The following is an 18,150-nucleotide window of genomic DNA, read 5'->3' on the forward strand; positions in this document are numbered from 1 at the left end:
GCCGCCGTCCCCGGCTCAGTCCGCCGGGTGGTACTCCTCCAGGGTCTTCGCCATGTCGACGAACCCCTTGCGCACCGCCACCAGCCGGCCGTTCCGCACCACCTGGTAGGTGACGTCCGCGTTGACGATCCGCGAGTAGTTGGGCACGTGCAGGGTGTCGCCGTAGCCCCAGCGCAGCGTCGGCGTGAGCCCGCCGGTGTCGACCGCGTGTCCGTCGTCCAGGGCGTTGCGCACGGTGCGGGCGCTGATGTCGTCGGCCCGCAGCGACATCAGGACCGACCGCAGCACGGTGTAGCCGATCCAGGTGGTCTGCGTACCCGGATCGTTCGGGTCGATGCGGTTGTCGTCGAAGGCGTAGGTGCTGATGACCTTCTTCATGGGGTTCCAGCGCGGATCGTCCGGGGCCGGGTACCAGCCGGTGGCGTAGGTGCCCTCCAGGGGACTGGAACGGCCGCCGGTGGAGTCGACGAGGGACTGCCGGACGCTGCCCAGGACGGAGGCGATCCGCACCTTCGGATGGTCCTCCTGCACCCGGCGGAAGGAGTCGAAGAAGGTGCCGGTGCGGTTGCCGAGCGCCGCGGTGACGCAGGATCCGTCCAGCGCCGCGCCCTGGGCGGCGGTGCCGAGCGAGCTGTCGGCGCCGACGCCCTCCAGTGCGCTGGTGGCCTGCTTGCTGTAGTCGCCCGCGTCCTCGGGGGCGCGGACGTCGTGGGCGGCGTCTCGCCGGCCCGCCCGGAGCCCGGTGTCGAGGAGCTGGGGCAGCTCGTCGCCCGCGATGGTGTCGGGCCGTACCAGCGCGACGCGCTTGCAGCGGGAGGCCAGCTGGCGGCCGTTGCCCACCAGCAGGGCCGCCTGGCCGCCGTTGACCGGATAGGAGTACGGGCTGTCGAACTCCTCCTGCGTCAGCCCGTAGCCGCCTATGTAGGGGATGCCGGCGACCTCCAGCGGGGAGATGAAGGAGCGGCCGTACTGGCTGTAGGAGCCGACGACCGCGACGGCCTTCTCCTCCTGGGCCCGCTGGGCGCAGCGGGCGGCCTGGACGGCGTCGTTGCGCTCGTTGCAGGTGACGACGTTCAGCTTGCGGCCGTGGATGCCGCCGGAGCCGTTGACCCAGCGGGCGAATGCCTTCGCCATCGCGGGCATGCCCGGCATGTTGGTGGCCTTGGTGCCCTCGGGGGCCCAGGTCATGACGGTGATGGGCGGGTCTTCGGCGTCGTTCGGCAGCACCGCGCCGCAGCCGGTCAGCACCGACGCGCCGACCACCGTACACAGGGCCGCCGCGGCGGCTCGGATGGGGCGGGAGGAGGGGCGTCGCCGTCCGGTCATGGCAAGCGAGCCTTGCGCTCCGGGAGGAACGGCACGGCTATGACAGGGCAAGGAAGGGTGTCGGGGAGGTGAACACCGGGGGGCCGATACGTCTGCGTGTGTGAAGAACGTACGATCGGTGACTGTGCAAGGTTCGGAGAACTCTTCCCGTCGTGCCCGTCGCTCGACCACCATGGGAGGCATGCCTGCCAATGACATGCCGTGGTGGCGCTGGCGCACCAATGTGCGCTCGGCGCTGCACATGCTCTCGGACCCCGTCTTCCAGCAGGAGTGCTGGCTGGCCGGCCAGCCCGGGTACGGGGATGTGACGGACGCCGTCTACCGGCTGGTCGAGGACACCTGGCTGGACAACTGGTCCGCCGAGAAGTACGTCGGGACGATCTTCCGGGACTCGCAGGAGGCGGCGCTGGTCGATGTCGCCGTGCTCCGGGTGCTGAGGATCATGCACCAGGTGGGCGCGGACGCCCCGGTCTCGGCCTACCTCGAGCACCACGGCTGGCCGGAGGCGGTCCGGGCGGCCCGCGAGGCCCATGTGCGGCTCGCCACGAACGACGGCGAGGACCCGGACGCGCCGCCGCGCACCCTGGAAGTACTGGCCATCATGACGCGAGCGGTCTGAGCGCCGCCCGCGGGTGTGGGACGCTGCCGCCGCGGGTGTGGGACGCTATGGAGTCATGAGCAAGTCGCATCCTGTCCCCGATCAATACGTGCTGACCCTGTCGTGCCCGGACAAGCAGGGCATCGTGCACGCCGTGTCCAGCTATCTCTTCATGACCGGCTGCAACATCGAGGACAGCCAGCAGTTCGGGGACCGCGACACCGGACTCTTCTTCATGCGGGTGGCCTTCCGCGCCGTCTCCCCGGTGAAGGTGGAGGACCTGCGGGCCAGTTTCGCGGCGGTCGGCGACTCCTTCCAGATGGACTGGGCGATCCACCGCGCCGATCAGAAGATGCGCGTCCTGATCATGGTCAGCAAGTTCGGGCACTGTCTGAACGACCTCCTCTTCCGGTCGCGGATCGGGGCGCTGCCGGTCGAGATCGCCGCGGTGGTCTCCAACCACACCGACTTCGAGGAGCTGGTGGGCTCCTACGGGATCCCGTTCCACCACATCCCCGTGACGAAGGACACCAAGCGGGAGGCCGAGGCCCGGCTGCTGGACCTGGTGCGCGCGGAACACGTCGAACTGGTGGTGCTGGCCCGCTACATGCAGGTGCTCTCCGACGACCTGTGCAAGGAGCTGTCGGGCCGGATCATCAACATCCACCACAGCTTCCTCCCGAGTTTCAAGGGCGCCAAGCCGTACCACCAGGCGCATGCGCGCGGGGTGAAGCTGATCGGCGCCACGGCCCACTACGTGACCGCCGACCTGGACGAGGGCCCCATCATCGAGCAGGAGGTCGAGCGCGTCGGCCATGAGCTGACCCCGGACCAGCTGGTGGCGGTCGGCCGCGACGTGGAGTGCCAGGCGCTGGCCCGCGCGGTGAAGTGGCACAGCGAGCGCCGGGTGCTGCTCAACGGCCACCGGACGGTCGTCTTCGGCTGACCCGGTCTGCCGGACTGCCGCGCTCCGCGGGGCTGGGGCTGGGGCTGCTCTGCGGGGCTGGGGCTGCTCCGGCGCGGCTCCGGCGCGGCGGCCTGCGCTGGTACGGCGCCACCGCCTGGGGCCGTTGGGGCGCTTGGTTTGTGGGGTCTGGTTCGTCGGGGTCCGGGTTCGTGGGGCTTCGGTCCGTTGGGCTCTCGGTTCGTAGGGGTCCGGTTGGTTGGGGGCGCTTGGTTCGTGGGGCCTGAGTCCGGTGGGCTCTCGGTTCGTTGGGGCCCCGGTTCGTTGGGGCCCCGGTTTGTCCGGGGCCCGTCCGGTCCTCGGGGTCCGGTCCTCAGAGGCGGGACAGGGACGCGGTGGCGAAGAGCACGTCCCGGATCGCCTCGGTGTCGCCGGACAGGCCAGCCGCCGCCTCCTGCGGTGGCACATGTCCGGACGCCAGCAGGTAGAACGCCTCCTGGTCCAGCGCGATCGTCGCCACCGCCTCCTCCGGTGAGGCCGTCGCCGCCGGGGAGTCCAGCGGGATGTACCAGTCGCCGCCACCGGTGCCCTCGACCTGGAGGTGGAGCGTACGGCCCGGGGTGCCCGCCTCGACCAGCCGGCGGGGCGGGGCCGCGAGCCCGGCCCGGCGCCGCGCGGCCAGCGTCTCCGGAAGCAGCCGGGCACACAGGTCGATCATGGCTTTGAGGTGGGCGGAGGCCGGTGGTTCATAGGGGTAGTCGATGGCCTCGGCGATGTCCACGGCGTGCACCCAGCACGCGAAGGCGCGGTCCAGGAACGCGTCGCGGACCGGCAGCGCGAACTCCCCGTACGGCACGTCGCGATCCGCGACCCCGCGCCCGGCGAAGGACACCGTACGGACCAGGGCGTGGCCCTGTTCGCGCCACAACTCCCGCACCGCACCCGGCGGACCGGAGCCGTACGCGGCGCCCGGCTCGTGGTGCCAGTACGCCTCCGTACGCGCCAGGGGCGGGCCCGGGGCGTCGGCGCCCAGCGGGTCGGGGAGGCCGAGGGAGGCGGCGACGATGCCGTCCACCACCATCAGATGGCCGATCACCCCGGCGACGGTGGTGTCCCGGCCGGTGGGCCGCCTCCCGTCGAACCACTTGAGCCGCACCGGCGTACGCCACTCGGCCTCACCCATGTCGATCAGCAGCGCGTCCAGCCGGGCGGCCTCCGCGTCGTACGCACCGGCCCAGCCGGGCACGGGTATCCGGGCCGGGCGGCGGCCCAGACAGCCCGCGAGCACCCGGGAGCGGAGCATCGGGTCGAGGTCCAGGCTGTGCTCGGTGTGCAGCAGCCCGACCGCGTCGCGCAGCCGCAGCGCCTCCTCGGCACAGGAGGGACAGTGGTTGAGATGCGCCTCCACGGCGGCGGTCTCCTCCTGCGAACACGCGGTCAGCGCCCAGGCCCCGAGCAGCGATCGGAGCAGATCGTGCGAGAGCGGGTGGGCCCCCGAGGGCGTGGGCGCGGCCAGCGGCGTGGCTGGTGGCAGGGGTGCGGAAGCGGCAGGTTCCGGTTCCGGTTCGGGCGCGGACGCGGGCTCTGGGTCAGGTCCCGGTCCCGGGCCAGGCCCCGGGCCGGTGCCGGGGCCGGGGCGGGGCTCGGACGTGGGGTCCGGTTCCGATTCCGGGCGGGGGCCGGGGCGCGGTTCGGACGTGGGGTCCGGTTCCGGGCCCGGCACAGAGCCCGGTCTGGGTCCCGGTTCCGGGTCGGGTGCCGACTCCGGGCCGCCGGGCTGCGGTTCCTGGCCAGGTGCCGACTCCGGGCCGGGCTGCGGTCCGAGTAGTGGTTTCTGGCCGGGGGGCGACTCCGGGCCGGGCGCGCGCTCCAGGGCGGGCGCGCGCTCCGGGCCGGGCGCGCGCTCCGGGCCGGGCGCGGGCTCCTGCCTGGGGCGCGGTTTCCGGCCGGGCGCCGGTTCCGGTGTGCGTTCCGTGGGGGTCTCGTCCGCCATGGGTGGGCGCGGGGCCGGGATTCCGCCCTCCAGCGCGCTCGGCCAGCGGCCGCTGTCCTCTGCGGCCGGACGCGGCGGGGGTATGCGTGGTGGCCCGGCGGGGCCGGACGGCAGGTCCGGTTCGCTGCCCCGTCCGGGCCCGTTTCTCCCGTCTCCGGGTCCGCCTCTCCCGTCTCGCCCGTCTCGCCCGTCTGCGGGTCCGGCGGCCTCCCAGTCGCCGGGACCGGAGACCTCCCCGGCGCCGAGACCAGAGATCTCCCCGTCTCCGGGTCCGGAGGGCTCGCCGAAGGCGTCGTCGTACGGGTCCGGCCCGCCGCGCCCGGTCACAGCGCCCGTCCGTAGCCGGGAGGCGAGACCGCGCGGGGCGGTTGGACATGGGCCGTGGACAGCAGCTGGAGGCCCAGCCGGAGGCGGCGCCTGGCCTCGTCCTCGGTCACCCCGAGGGCGGCCGCGGCCTGGCGGTAGTCGCGGCGGTCGAAGTAGGCGAGCTCCAGGGCGGCGCGCAGCGGGGCGGGCATCGAGGTGACGATGTAGTCGGCGCGGGCGGCCACGGACGCCTCGCGGATCCGTTCCTCCATGGCCTCGGCCGTGAGCGTGCCCCCGTCGGCCGAGGCGGTCTGGACGGTGCGCAGCCGGTGCACCGCCTGGTGGTGGGTGAGCATGGCGATCCAGGCGCGCAGCGAGCCCTGCTGGGGGTCGTAGGCGTCCGGGTTCTCCCAGACGTAGCCGAAGACCTCACGGGTGACGCGGTCGGCCGCCGCGTCGTCCTCCAGCACCCGGTGCGCCAAATTGTGAACAAGTGACGCGAATCGGTCATAGAGCTCGGCGAGTGCGGCCGCTTCGCCGCGTGCGAGGCGCTGCTGCATCCTGCGGTCCCAGCGGGGCGGTGCGTCATTCGCCATGCGGCCCCCATTCCCGAGTAGTCCGACCGGCTCTCCAGGCACTATGCCCACGTTCATATCGAATGTAGTGCCGGTCGCTGCCACAACACGCGTCCATCAGGCAAAGTGCGCGGGAACCGGGCCGCGCATGGTATTGACCCGCTCACTTTGCGCAGGATCGGGGAGACGAAACGCTTCGGCGCGGCATAGGGTCGTCCCTCAAGGCGTATGCCTGGGGGAGTTTCATGCGCGGACGGGCGGGCAGCCGCCCGGGAACAGCAAATTCCGGTTAGCGGCGAGCGAAGGGCTTCGGGCGCGTGACGTTGAAGGTGATGGAGGACCGGCGGGGGGAGTGGGTCGTTCTCCAGGTCTCGGGGGAGATGGACCTGGTGACCTCGCCCGCAGTCCGGCAGCACGTCCACGACGCGGTCGCCGAGGGCCGCCACTGGCTGGTCCTGGACCTCTCGGAGGTCCGGTTCTGCGATTCCAGCGGGGTCGGCGTGCTGATCGCGGCGCGTCGGCTGATGCGGTCGTGCTCCGGGCGGCTGCGGCTGATCCTGCCGCCGCAGGGCGCCGCACACGGTTCGCATGTGCACCGGGTGCTGGCGGCCCTGGGCGTGCGTCGGCTCTTCGACGTCTATCCCGACCTGGGCGCGGCCACGGAGCCGGCCGAGGAGGAAGAGGACGCGGTCGATCCGCTGTCGGCCTAGAAGGCTCATCAGGGGCTCGGGGTTCTGGCCCCGCCGCTCACGCGGTGGTCCTCACGAGCCTCCGGGGGCCTTCCCGGCCTGATTCCGTTCACGACGGTCCCGTGGCGCGCGGGGTCGTGGGGAAGTCGGCCCGTACGACGAAGCCGCCCTCTTCCGTGGGCCCCGCCTCCAGCGTGCCGCCCAGCAACTGTGCGCGCTCCCGCAGCCCGACCAGACCGTGTCCGCCGCTCGGCAGCCCCGGGGCCACGGCGGAGGCGTCGGGCGGACCGTTGCGCACCTCGATCCGCAGCCCCCGCGTCTCCTCCTCCCCGGGCGCCCTTCCTCCGGCCCCTCCCGGCGTCTCCGGCGCTCCCGGCGCTCCCGGCGCTCCCGGTGCTTCCGGCGCTCCCGCATCTTCCGCCTCGGGGGCGTCCACCCGCACCGTCACCCGTGCCCCGGGCGCGTGCTTGCGGACGTTGGTCAGCGCCTCCTGAACGATGCGGAAGGCGGCCCGTTCCACCGCCTCCGGATGGCCCTGCCGCCGCGCCGCGCCGTCCGTCTCGTAGCGGACGTCCAGCGCGCTGAGTTCGATCAGCCGGGGCAGGTCCGCCAGCCGGGGCTGGGGGGTCAGCTCTTCGTGGTCACCGCCCGCCGCGCGCAGGATGCCGACCATGTGGCGGAGTTCGTCCAGGGTGCGCACGGACAGCTCGCGGATCGTCCGCGCGCCCTCCCGCGCCTTCGCGTCCTCCGCGCTGATCTGCACCGCCCCTGCCTGCAGGCTGATCAGGCTGACCTGATGGGCGACCACGTCGTGCATCTCGCGGGCGAGCCGGGCGCGTTCGGTGGCCAGCACCTGCTCGGCGATCAGCTCGTCCGCGTGGCGGCGGCTGCGGGTCAGGTCCTCGATCCGGGCGGCGAGTTCGCCCCGCGTGCGCACCAGGAGGCCCAGCGCGATGGGGCCCACCGAGGTGACGCAGGCGTCGATCAGGGTGAGGGTGTTCTCCCGGTAGGCGGTCGGCTCGAAGTCGGAGACCGGCCAGGGGATGAAGTGCGCGGCGGCCAGCAGCAGTGCGGAGATCCACAACAGCCACCGGTCGGGGCGGCATCGGGCCACCGTGTAGAGGGCGATCATCGGCGCGAACCAGACGTAGCCGATGAGGATGCCCGGCAGCGTGACCAGGAAGACCAGGGCGGGCAGCCGCCGACGCACCAGCAGCGCGGCCGCCGCCACCAGCGAGACGTTCAGCTCCAGGCCGAGGGTGACGCCGTTGACGAGCAGCGCGTCGGCCACCGCGAGGAGGACGGGGACGATCAGCGAGCCCCAGCGCACCGCCCAGCGCACCGCCCAGCGCGGCAGCCGCCGCCGGGCGGTCCGGGCGGGCGGCGGGGACGAGGGACGTCCGGGCGGCGGGGCCGGGGAGGCGCCCGGCCCGCCCACAGACGCAGTCCGGGACGTACTTGGGAACGTGCTCCGGGACGCGCTTCCGGGCGTGCTCCCGGGCGTGCTCCGGGACGTGCTCCCGGATGGGTTCCCGGAGGCGCCATTCCCGGATGTATCCCGGGACGTGTCCCCGGACGTATTCCGGGACGCGCTCCCGGGCGCGCTTCGGGACGGGCCTCCGGAAGCATCCCCGGACGCGCTTGGCGACGCATTCCCGGACGTATCCCGGGACGTACTCCCGGGCGTACCCCGGCACGTGTCCCCGGACGCGCTCTCGGACGTACCCGCAGACACATCCCGAGACGCGCCCCCGGACGTATCCCGAGACGCGCTCCCGGACGCATTCAGAGACGCACCCCCGGGCGCACCCCAGGGCGAAGGCGGTGGTGAGACGGTCATCGGGCGCCGCCTATCGGGGGCCTGCTGGTGACGAGCCCCGCGCGGTCGGCGACGATCGCCGCCTGGACGCGGTTGAGGCCGCCCAGTTTGCCCAGCACCGCCCGCACATGGTCCTTGACGGTGCTGGGCGCCAGCCCCATCCGGTCGGCGATCTGCGGATTGGCCAGCCCCTCGCCCAGCAGCGCCAGCACCTCGCGTTCGCGCGGGGTGAGCGCCTCGACGGCCTCGGCGGCCGTCGCCTCCGCCTCGGCGGCGAGATAGCCGCCGATCACGGCGCGGGTGACGGCCGGGTCGAGGACGCTGCCGCCTTCCGCGAGGGTGCGCACGGCCCGTACGAGCTGTTCCGGATCGGTGTCCTTGAGCAGGAACCCGGCGGCCCCGGCGCGCAGCGCCGCCGCGAGGTACTCCTGGACGTCGAAGGTGGTGAGCATCGCCACGGCGGGGGAGCGGGGCGCGGCCCGCAGCTGTCTGAGGACGGTGAGCCCGTCGGCGTCCGGCATGCGGATGTCGAGGAGCACCACATCGGCCCGGCTGCCGAGCACCGTGTCCACCGCGGAGGCTCCGGAACACTCGGCGACCACCTCGATGTCCGGGGCCGTGCCCAGGATCAGCCGCAGACCGGACCGTACGAGCGCCTCGTCATCCACCACAGCAACACGGATCACCGGCCGCTCCCTCTCCTAGCTGTCATGCCCATTGCCCGCACAGCCTGCCTCATCGGAGGGCGAATATGGAGTGGTTGGCTCCGTCAGTGGGAGGGAACACCCCCGCCGGTCGGAGGGGGTGACAGGAGACCCATGGTGGATTTCCCCGGCGGCTCCCACCAGGCAGAGTGGATCTCAAGCCGCATCCCCCCGCGGGGTCGTCCCGAGACCCCAGCCCCGTGGTCGCGCCGGAGAGCCTCCTGATGCGCGGCCGGCGGAACCGGCAGCGGGGCGTTGCCACGGTCAGGCCGCCGCGACCCCCACACGCGGCGGCCTGTTCGTCTCCCCGACCGCCCGCCGCGCGGTGCGCCCCGACCAGGCGCCCCGGAAGCGCACAGGCCGGCGGACCCAGGCGCCGGCCGGTCCCCGTACGAAGGCACGGGGAGGGGACCGGGTGGCCGGTCCCCGTATGAAGGCACGGGGAGGGGGCCGGGTGGCCGGTCCCCGTACGAAGGCACGAGGAAGGGGCCGGGCGGCTGGTCCCCGTATGAAGGCACGGGGAGGGGGCCGGGCGGGCGGTCGGCGGGGGCGGGGGAGGGGCGATGGGCGCCTCACATGGGGGGTTCGGCGGGCGCCGGGCCCAGGGTGGTGGTGCCGGGCGCGGCACGGTGGCCGAGCCCGGTGCGGTAGGCGTCCATCGCGGCCTCCAGACGGCCCTCCCGGCGCAGCAGATCGCCCAGCAGTCGGCACAGGTCGGCCAGGTCACCGGCCGCGCCGGTGCGTTCGAGCAGCGACAGCGCCGCGCAGTAGTGCTCCTCGGCGGCCTCGGCGTCGCCCCGTTCGTCCGCGATCAGGCCCAGCAGCCGGTGGGCGCCGCCCGCGTGGACCGCGCCGCGGTCCGCGGTCAGCCCGGCCTCGTAGGCCGCGGTGTTTGTCCCGCCGGGGGCGGCCGTGGTGTCCGTCCCGCTGGGGGCGGGTGCGGTGTCCGTTCCGCCAGAGGCATCCGCGGTGTCCGTTCCGCCGGGGGCGGGGGCGGTCCCGGCGGCGGGGGAGTGCGCCAGCAGCGGCAGCAGCAGGGCCTCCGCCTCCGCCGTACGGCCGCGCCGGCGCAGTACGTCCGCCAGTTCCACCTCGACCTGCACGGTGAACAGCGCGGCCCGCTTGGAGGCCAGCATGTCCCGGGCGGTGCGCAGTTCGCGTTCGGCGCGCTCCAGATTGCCGTCCTGGGCATGGACATAGCCGCGCATCCAGTGGCAGTGCGCCAGGTCGGTGTGGATGCGCAGCTGCTCGTACAGCTCCTGCGCCTTGGCCAGGGAGGCGTCGGCCTCGGCCGTCCGCCCCTCGGCTATCAGGGTGCGGGCCACGCCGCGGTGCATCCGGGCGATGAGCCCCGGGTCGTCCACGCTCGGGGCCAGCGCGAGCGCCAACTCGGCCGCGCGTACGGCGCGGGCGTGCGCCCCCATGTCCATATAGGGCGCGATGGCCGCCGTATAGAGCAGCAGCAGCGCGTACGGGTCGTGCAGCCCCGAGGCGTTGAGCTCGTCGATGGCGCTCTCCAGCAGGTAGCAGGAGTAGCGCAGTTCGCCCGCGAGGAGATGGGCGACGGCCCGGCCGCGGATCGCCGGGACCCGGCGGGGCAGGGGTTCCCCGGACAGCAGCCGCTCCACGGCCTCGAAGTGGTCGCGGGCGACCGTCAGGTCACCGGTCTCCAGCGCGCAGTCGCCGAGCCCGAGCAGGGCCGACGCCCGCTCCTCGGCGAACCCGAGCCGCTCGGCCTCGTCGCGCACCTCCTCGAAGAGCCCGGCGGCGTCCTCGGCGGCGCCGGTCGCCAGCGCCCGCCGGGCGTCGGTGAGGGCGGCCCGCAGCCGGGTGGCGTCATGCGGTGAACGGCCGGTGGTCAGCTCCTCGTAGCTGACGCCGAGCCGCTCCGCGAGATGGCGCAGCGCCGCCTCCGAGGGGCGTACCTTCCCGGCCTCCAGGGTGGACACATAGGCGGCCGTGTACGCGGGCTCGGCCAGCATCCGCTGGGTGAAGCCGCGTTCGGTCCGCAGCTTGAGCACCCGGCGCCCTATCTCGGCGGTCGACTCCGCCCCCGTCACCGCTCCCGCCTTCCGCCCGTCACCGGCGCTTCTGTCGGCCACCGTGTCCTCTTCTCCCCGGCGGTAACTTAATCGCCGAGATAAGTTCATTTAACGTGAGGATTGAAGGATGCAGCAGGCAAGCACAGCGGTACCGGCCGGACCGGGCGCCGCGACGACCGTCCGTCAGCCGGAACTTCTCCTCACCGACTATCACTTCGACGTACCGCTCGACCATAAGGCTCCCGGGGGCGAGCTGATCCGGCTTTACGCACGAGAGGTCGTCGCGGCCGGGACATCCGGTACGGAGCGTGACCGGCTGCCCTGGCTGCTCTACCTCCAGGGCGGGCCCGGCTGCGCGGCGGACCGCCCGGTGGGCCGCTCCGGCTGGCTCGACCGCGCGCTCGACGAATACCGTGTGCTCCTGCTCGACCAGCGCGGCACCGGCCGCTCCACCCCGGCCAACCGGCAGACCCTGCCGCTGCGCGGCGGACCCGCCGAACAGGCCGAGTACCTCTCCCACTTCCGCGCCGACGCCATCGTCCGCGACTGCGAACTGATCCGGCGGCAGCTCATCGGGGACCGTCCGTGGACCGTGCTCGGCCAGAGCTTCGGCGGCTTCTGCGCGGTGAACTACCTGTCCCAGGCGCCGGAGGGGCTCGACGCCGTCCTGATAGCCGGCGGACTGCCCGCGGTCGACCGCGGCACCGACGTGGACGCCGTCTACCGGACCGCCTATCCGCGGATGGAGCGGAAGACCCTCGCCCACTACGCCCGCTATCCGCAGGACGCGGAGACCGTACGGGCCCTCGTACGGCACCTGGCCGACCACGAGGAGGCCCTGACGGACGGCACCCGGCTCACCGTCCCCGCCCTCCAGCAGCTCGGCTTCCTGCTCGGCACCGGCGACGGCTCGCACCGGCTGCACTACCTCCTGGAGGACGCGTTCGTGCCCACCGCCGACGGGCCGCGGCTGGCCGACGCCTTCCGCGAGCAGGTGGCGACGGTGCTCTCCCGCGCCGCCAGCCCGCTCTTCAGCCTGCTGCTGGAGTCCATCTACGCCCAGGACGGCCGGGCCACCGACTGGGCCGCGGAGCGGGTCCGCGCCGAATTCCCCGCGTTCGACGCCGGGAAGGCGGTCGCCGAGGACCGCCCGGTGCTCCTCACGGGCGAGACCGTGCACCCCTGGATGCTGGACACCCACGCGGCGCTGCGCCCGCTGCGCGGCACCGCCGAACTGCTCGCCGCGCGCACCGGCTGGGGCCCGCTGTACGACACCGAGCGGCTGGCCCGCAACACCGTCCCGGTGGCCGCCGTGATCTACCACGACGACCTGTACGTGGACACGGGGCACTCCCTGGCCACCGCGCGGGCGATCCGGGGCCTGCGCACCTGGGTGACGGACGAGTTCGAGCACGACGGGATACGCGCCGGGGGCCGCCGGGTGCTGGACCGGCTGCTGCGGCTGGTGCGTGACGAACGGGGCTGAGGGAGAAGCGCCCGGCGCGGTTGTGCCGTATCGGATTTCCTAGCCACTTCCCTAATTCCCATTGCCCACGACCCCCGGACCCCTTAGGTTGAGCGGCGACTTAATCCGGCTTAACTGGCCGCTTATGACGAGGACTTCGGGGGTCACTGTGCGCAGACGCATACGCAGCCGCATCTCCCTGCGCACCGCGGCCGTCGCCGGAGGCATCGCCCTGGCGGCGGCCGCGGCCATGACCGCGCCGGCCACGGCGTCGGCGGGCTCGCCGCGGCCGTCCGGTCCGGGCGGTGCGGCCAGTACGGCGGGTACGGCGGATGCAGCCTCCGGGCAGCGCACGCTGGACGTGGAGTACTTCACCGGTCCGGGCGGCCACCCCCGCCACACCGAGGTCCCGGCGGCCACCCCCGAGCGGCTGACCCGCGCCTCCCGCCCCCTGGCCGCCGCCGAAGCCGCCGCCGACGGCGACGTCACCCCGCTCATCGGCAACGGCACCACGGCCGACAAGCTGGACGTGGTCTTCATCGGCGACGGCTACACCGCGAGCCAGCAGGAGGACTTCCACGCCGACGCGCGCTCCAAGTGGGACCAGATGTCCGCCGTGGAGCCGTACGCCTCGTACAAGGACCTGTTCAACGTCTGGACCGTGGACGCCGTCTCCCGCCAGTCCGGCGTCTCCGGCGATCCGTCCAAGGACGTCGTCAAGGACACCGCCCTCGGCTCGTACTTCTGGTGCGACGGCGTCGAGCGGCTGCTGTGCGTCGACACCGCCAAGGTCGAGTCCTACGCGGCCAAGGCGCCCGAGGCCGACCTGGTGGTCGTCCTGTCCAACTCCACCAAGTACGGCGGCGCGGGCTACACCCTCACCTCGAAGGTCGGCTACGACGGCATCGCCACCGCCTCCTCCGACCACGCCGACTCCGACCAGATCGCGGTCCACGAGACCGGCCACTCGCTCGGCAAGCTCGCCGACGAGTACGTCTACCCGGAGTACGGCACCTACACCGGCGCCGAGCCGGGCGAGGCCAACGCCACCAAGCTGACCGCCGCCCAGCTGACCGCCCAGAAGAAGAAGTGGTACCGCTGGATCGGCCGGACCTCGCCCGACGGCGGCACGGTCGGTGCCTACGAGGGCGGCCGCTACTACCCCAAGGGCATCAACCGCCCCACCGACAACTCGATCATGCGCACCCTGGGCCGGGAGTTCAGCCTCCCCGGCCGGGAGGCGATGATCGCGGGCTTCTACCGCCACGCGAGTGTGCTCAGCAGCCGCACCGCCACCGCCACGGCCCTCAAGCGGTCGGCGGGCATCGAGGTGAGCGTCCCTGGGAGCGCGTCGCTCAGGTGGTACGTGGACGGGGCGGAGGTCACCGCCGCGAGCGGCCGGACCAGCGTCACCCCGGCCACGCTGGGCGTCCCGGCCGACGGCGCGAGTCACACCGTCACCGCCAAGGCGGCGGACGGCACGGGCGCGGTGAAGGACCCCGCACTGCGCAAGCTGCTGAGCGGCTCGCGCACGTGGAAGGTCACCGGCTGACCCGACCACCAACCGGCGCTCCGTCTGGTGCGCCCCTCCGACTGGCCGCCCCGTGGACCCCCGCCGCGGGGCGGCCCCTTTGGAGCCCGTGAGGGGCGGTCGTCCGGGTCCGATGCGCGGCGGCACCCGTCCGGGCCCGGCGAGGGGGCACCCGGCCCCCTGGCCTGCCCCCGCGCCCGCCGCCGAAACCTCGAACACCGGACCACCGGCCCGTTCCCACGGGCGATTGAGCGTGGACGCGGCATACGGAAAGGTGAGGCGTGCCGATGTCACAGGGGCGGACCGCGGCCGCCCCGCATCGGACCCGCACGGCCACCCCACATCCCTGGTGACCGCCAACCGCCACCGGCCGGCCACACGGCTCGGACGGGGCGGCACGGGTACGGTCTGGCGGGCCGTCGGCTCCCGGGCCGTGACGTCGCGGCCAGGAACTCCACGGGGGACGAGGAACGCGCCGCCTTCGACGCGCGGTTGCCCGGTGAGCGGGTCCCGCGGGGCCGTCGCGGGAAAGTTGTTACCGCCGGGTACCCAAAGCCGCCGGGCGGGCCTACTCTCGCCCCCATGACGGACTCGCACATCACGCAGGGCGGCGCCGGCAACCCGGTCGCCCCCCACGGCACCCGTACCGCCGCCGACGTCGTCACCCCCGATCTGGTCGCCCGGCTCACCCGGGGCGTCGTCGGCGGCGGCACCACCGTCAGCCACACCCCGTTCACCGGCGAGGTCCTCGCCTCCGCCCTGCCCGAGTCCACCCCCGAGGACGTCGCCACCGCCTTCGCGGGCGCCCGCGCCGCCCAGCGGTCCTGGGCCGCGACCCCGGTCCAGCGGCGCGCCGCCGTCCTCCTCCGCTTCCACGACCTGCTGCTGCGCCGCCAGCCCGAAATCCTGGACCTGATCCAGCTGGAGACCGGCAAGACCCGGCTGCACGCCCAGGAGGAGATCCAGGGCGTGTCCATGGTGGCCCGCCACTACGGCCGTAAGGCGCCCGCCTATCTGCGTCCCAAGGGACACCTGGGCGCCGTGCCCACCCTCACCAAGGTCACCGAACTGCGGCTGCCGCGCGGGGTCGTCGGCCTCATCGCGCCCTGGAACTACCCTCTCCAGCTCTCCGTGGGCGATGCCATTCCCGCCCTGGTGGCGGGCAACGCCGTCGTGATGAAGCCCGACACCGAGACCGCGCTGACCGCCCTGTGGGCGCGTGAGCTGATGGTGGAGGCCGGGCTGCCGGCCCGGGTGTGGCAGGTCGTGATCGGGGACGGCGCGGTGGTCGGCCCGGCCGTGGTCGAGCACGCCGACTACGTCGCGTTCACCGGCTCCACCCGTACCGGCCGCGAAGTGGCCCAGGCCGCCGCCGCCCGCCTGGTGGGCTGCTCCCTCGAACTCGGCGGTAAGAACGCCATGCTGGTGCTGCGCGACGCCGACCTCGCCCGCGCGGTCGACGGCGCGGTGCGCGGCAGCTTCGCCTCCGCCGGGCAGCTGTGCATCTCCATGGAGCGGCTGTACGTCCACGAGTCGGTCGCGGACGCCTTCCTGGAGCGCTTCGTGGCCCGTACCAAGGCCATGCGGCTCGGCACCGCCCTCGCGTACGGAGCGGAGATGGGCTCGCTCGTCTCGGAGCGCCAGCTGGAGACCGTCACCCGCCATGTGGAGGAGGCCGTCTCCAAGGGCGCCACGGTGCTCGCCGGCGGCCGTCCGCGCCCCGACGTCGGCCCGTACTTCTACGAGCCGACGATCCTGGACGGCGTGGAGCCCCCGATGGCCGTCTGCACCGAGGAGACCTTCGGCCCGGTCGTCTCCGTCTACCGCTTCCGCGACGAGGACGAGGCGATCGAGCGCGCCAACGCCACTCCGTACGGTCTGAACGCCAGCGTCTGGACGAAGGACGCCCGGCGCGGACGCGCGATCGCCGCCCGGCTGCGCGCGGGCACGGTCAACGTCAACGAGAGCTACGCCGCCGCCTTCGGAAGCGTCGCCTCCCCGATGGGCGGTATGGGCGACTCCGGACTCGGCCGCCGCCACGGCTCCGAGGGCATTCTCAGGTTCACCGAGGCGCAGACCGTCGCCCAGCAGCGGCTGATGCCGCTCGGCCCGGCCTTCGGGATGACGGACGAGAAGTACGCGGACTTCATGACCCGCAGCCTGCGCGTGCTCAAGGCATTGCGTCTGCGCTGACCAGCACGTTTCAAGGGAGGTACCAGTGTCAGGGGAGAAGTCTGCCCACAACCGGGAGCGGGGGCCCGAGCACGACGAGGACTTCGACGGCCCCGAGGGCAGCCCCGAGGGCTCCGAGGACACCGACGGCCTCGACCGCGGCGACAGCGGCATCAGCGGCGATGACAGCTGCTTCGACTACGACGTGATCGTGGTCGGCTCGGGCTTCGGGGGGTCCGTCTCGGCCCTGCGCCTGACCGAGAAGGGCTACCGGGTCGGCGTCCTCGAGGCGGGCCGCCGCTTCACCCGGGACACGCTGCCCAGAAGCTCCTGGGATCTCCGCAACTACCTCTGGGCCCCGGCCCTCGGCTGCTTCGGCATCCAGCGCATCCACCTCCTCGGCAAGGTCATGGTGCTGGCGGGCGCCGGGGTCGGGGGCGGTTCGCTCAACTACGCCAACACGCTCTACGTACCGCCCGAGCCGTTCTTCCGGGACCGCCAGTGGGGGCACATCACCGACTGGCAGGAGGAACTGCGGCCGTACTACGACCAGGCGCGGCGGATGCTCGGGGCACGCCTCAACCGCACCCTCACCCCGTCCGATACGCACCTCAAGGCGGCCGCCGAGAAGATGGGCGTGGGGGACACCTTCCACATGGCGCCGGTGGGGGTCTTCTTCGGGGACGGCCACGACGCCGTCGGCACGGATGGCGCCGGGCCCCCGAGGGCCGAGCCGGGCCAGACGGTCCCCGATCCGTACTTCGGCGGTGCGGGCCCCTCCCGTACGGCGTGCACGGAGTGCGGTGAGTGCATGACCGGCTGCCGGCACGGCGCCAAGAACACCCTCAACGAGAACTATCTGTACCTCGCCGAGCGGGCCGGGGCCGTCGTCCACCCGATGACGACCGTCGTCGCCGTGAGCGACGATCCGCGCGGCGGCTACCGGGTCACCACCGTGCCGACCGACAACCGCCGTAAGGCCGGGCCGACGTCGCTGCGCTCCCGGTACGTCGTCCTCGCCGCCGGTACGTACGGCACCCAGACGCTGCTGCACACGATGCGGGACAAGGGGCTGCTGCCGCGCCTCTCGGACCGGCTCGGCGTCCTCACCCGCACCAACTCCGAGGCCCTGGTGGGCGCGCAGACCACCGACCGCCGCTACCGCCGGGCCCGGAACGGGGAGCGGCGGGCGGACTTCACCCGGGGTGTCGCGATCACCTCGTCCATCCACCCCGACGAGAACACCCATATCGAGCCCGTCCGCTACGGCAAGGGCTCCAACGCGATGGGGCTGCTGTCGATCCTGCAGATCCCTTACGGCGGCCGTCTACCGCGCTGGCTGCGCTTCCTGGGCGCCAATCTGAGGCATCCGGCCCTGGCCGTGCGCTCCCTGTCCAACCGCCGCTGGTCCGAGCGGACCATCATCGGCCTGGTCATGCAGACGCACGACAACTCGCTGACCACGTACCGCAAGCCGAAGGGGGTGGGGAAGGGGCTGCTCACCGCCCGCCAGGGGCACGGCGAGCCCAACCCCGACCACATCCCCGAAGGCTCCGAGGCCGCCCGCCACATCGCCGACTCGATCAACGGCTTCGCGGGCAGCAACATCGGCGAGCTCATGGGCACCCCACTGACCGCCCACTTCCTCGGCGGCTGCCCGATCGGCGCGTCCCCGGAGGACGGGGTCATCGACCCGTACCATCGGCTCTACGGCCATCCGGGCATCCATGTGGTCGACGGTGCCGCGGTCTCGGCCAACCTGGGCGTCAACCCGTCCCTGACCATCACGGCCCAGGCCGAGCGCGCCATGTCCCTGTGGCCCAACAAGGGCGAGCCCGACCCGCGCCCGGCCCCGGGGGCGCCGTACCAGCGCCTTCGGCCCGTGGCGCCGCGCCGTCCGGCCGTACCGGCGGACGCCTTCGGCGCCCTGCGGCTCCCCCTGCTGCCGGTGCCGAAGGTTCCGTCGGCCCGCGCCTGAGCGGAAGAGGGGCGGCGGGACGGGCCGGTCCCCGGTCCGTCCCGCCCC

Annotated in this window: 13 protein-coding genes; 7 read left to right on the forward strand and 6 right to left on the reverse strand. The window is 73.3% G+C overall.

Translation table 11 applies throughout. The features are described 5' to 3' along the window. Positions 1-15: 15 nt before the first annotated feature. Entirely contained in the window at positions 16-1,326 is a 1,311-nt protein-coding gene (locus AXW62_RS18210; RefSeq protein ID WP_060945458.1) for an ABC transporter substrate-binding protein, read from the reverse strand. A gap of 118 nt (positions 1,327-1,444) precedes the next feature. Between AXW62_RS18210 and AXW62_RS18215 the strand changes: the two genes are divergently transcribed. Next, positions 1,445-1,945, forward strand: a complete 501-nt coding sequence (locus AXW62_RS18215) for an SCO4402 family protein (protein WP_173669734.1) — start codon at positions 1,445-1,447, stop codon at positions 1,943-1,945. 55 nt (positions 1,946-2,000) lie between these two features. Continuing rightward, entirely contained in the window at positions 2,001-2,870 is an 870-nt protein-coding gene (gene purU, locus AXW62_RS18220) for a formyltetrahydrofolate deformylase (protein WP_060945459.1), read from the forward strand. A 331-nt stretch (positions 2,871-3,201) separates the two neighbouring features. Here the strand turns inward: purU and AXW62_RS18225 are convergent, their stop codons facing one another. Together AXW62_RS18225 and AXW62_RS18230 are read right to left on the reverse strand one after the other, a co-directional pair. Beyond that, positions 3,202-4,821 carry a zf-HC2 domain-containing protein gene (locus AXW62_RS18225; protein WP_370682920.1) on the reverse strand — a complete coding sequence of 540 codons (1,620 nt, stop codon included), beginning with the start codon at positions 4,819-4,821 and terminating at the stop codon, positions 3,202-3,204. Between the two features lie 323 nt (positions 4,822-5,144). Continuing rightward, the gene (locus AXW62_RS18230) at positions 5,145-5,723 is read right to left on the reverse strand and encodes a sigma-70 family RNA polymerase sigma factor (RefSeq protein ID WP_030828505.1); all 579 of its coding nucleotides are present in this window, start codon (positions 5,721-5,723) and stop codon (positions 5,145-5,147) included. Between the two features lie 311 nt (positions 5,724-6,034). On the opposite strand from AXW62_RS18230, the gene AXW62_RS18235 reads away from it, so the two are divergent. Continuing rightward, a complete protein-coding gene (locus tag AXW62_RS18235; RefSeq protein ID WP_030828508.1) occupies positions 6,035-6,412 on the forward strand; it encodes an STAS domain-containing protein in 378 nt (125 codons plus the stop codon). Between the two features lie 88 nt (positions 6,413-6,500). On the opposite strand, the gene AXW62_RS18240 is transcribed toward AXW62_RS18235, so the two are convergent. The 3 genes from AXW62_RS18240 to AXW62_RS18250 all read right to left on the reverse strand — a co-directional run bounded on the left by AXW62_RS18240 (position 6,501) and on the right by AXW62_RS18250 (position 11,064). Then, entirely contained in the window at positions 6,501-7,829 is a 1,329-nt protein-coding gene (locus AXW62_RS18240) for a sensor histidine kinase (RefSeq protein ID WP_079115675.1), read from the reverse strand. A gap of 398 nt (positions 7,830-8,227) precedes the next feature. Then, a complete protein-coding gene (locus AXW62_RS18245; protein ID WP_030828514.1) occupies positions 8,228-8,896 on the reverse strand; it encodes a response regulator in 669 nt (222 codons plus the stop codon). Between the two features lie 590 nt (positions 8,897-9,486). After that, positions 9,487-11,064 (reverse strand): tetratricopeptide repeat protein, encoded by a 1,578-nt coding sequence (locus tag AXW62_RS18250; protein ID WP_370682921.1) that lies wholly within the window; start codon positions 11,062-11,064, stop codon positions 9,487-9,489. 19 nt (positions 11,065-11,083) lie between these two features. Between AXW62_RS18250 and AXW62_RS18255 the strand changes: the two genes are divergently transcribed. From AXW62_RS18255 to AXW62_RS18270, 4 genes are all read left to right on the forward strand, one after another. Next, positions 11,084-12,442: an alpha/beta fold hydrolase gene (locus AXW62_RS18255; protein ID WP_060945460.1), complete on the forward strand. Its 1,359-nt coding sequence runs from the start codon at positions 11,084-11,086 to the stop codon at positions 12,440-12,442. A gap of 148 nt (positions 12,443-12,590) precedes the next feature. Further along, positions 12,591-13,973, forward strand: coding sequence for a M64 family metallopeptidase (locus AXW62_RS18260; protein ID WP_244503045.1), 1,383 nt, complete (start codon positions 12,591-12,593; stop codon positions 13,971-13,973). A gap of 561 nt (positions 13,974-14,534) precedes the next feature. Continuing rightward, positions 14,535-16,145 (forward strand): succinic semialdehyde dehydrogenase, encoded by a 1,611-nt coding sequence (locus AXW62_RS18265; RefSeq protein WP_060945461.1) that lies wholly within the window; start codon positions 14,535-14,537, stop codon positions 16,143-16,145. A gap of 151 nt (positions 16,146-16,296) precedes the next feature. Continuing rightward, positions 16,297-18,102 (forward strand): GMC oxidoreductase, encoded by a 1,806-nt coding sequence (locus AXW62_RS18270; RefSeq protein ID WP_060945473.1) that lies wholly within the window; start codon positions 16,297-16,299, stop codon positions 18,100-18,102. The last annotated feature ends 48 nt before the right edge of the window (positions 18,103-18,150 follow it).

The organism is Streptomyces hygroscopicus subsp. hygroscopicus (assembly GCF_001553455.1).
GTDB classification, from domain to species: domain Bacteria; phylum Actinomycetota; class Actinomycetes; order Streptomycetales; family Streptomycetaceae; genus Streptomyces; species Streptomyces hygroscopicus.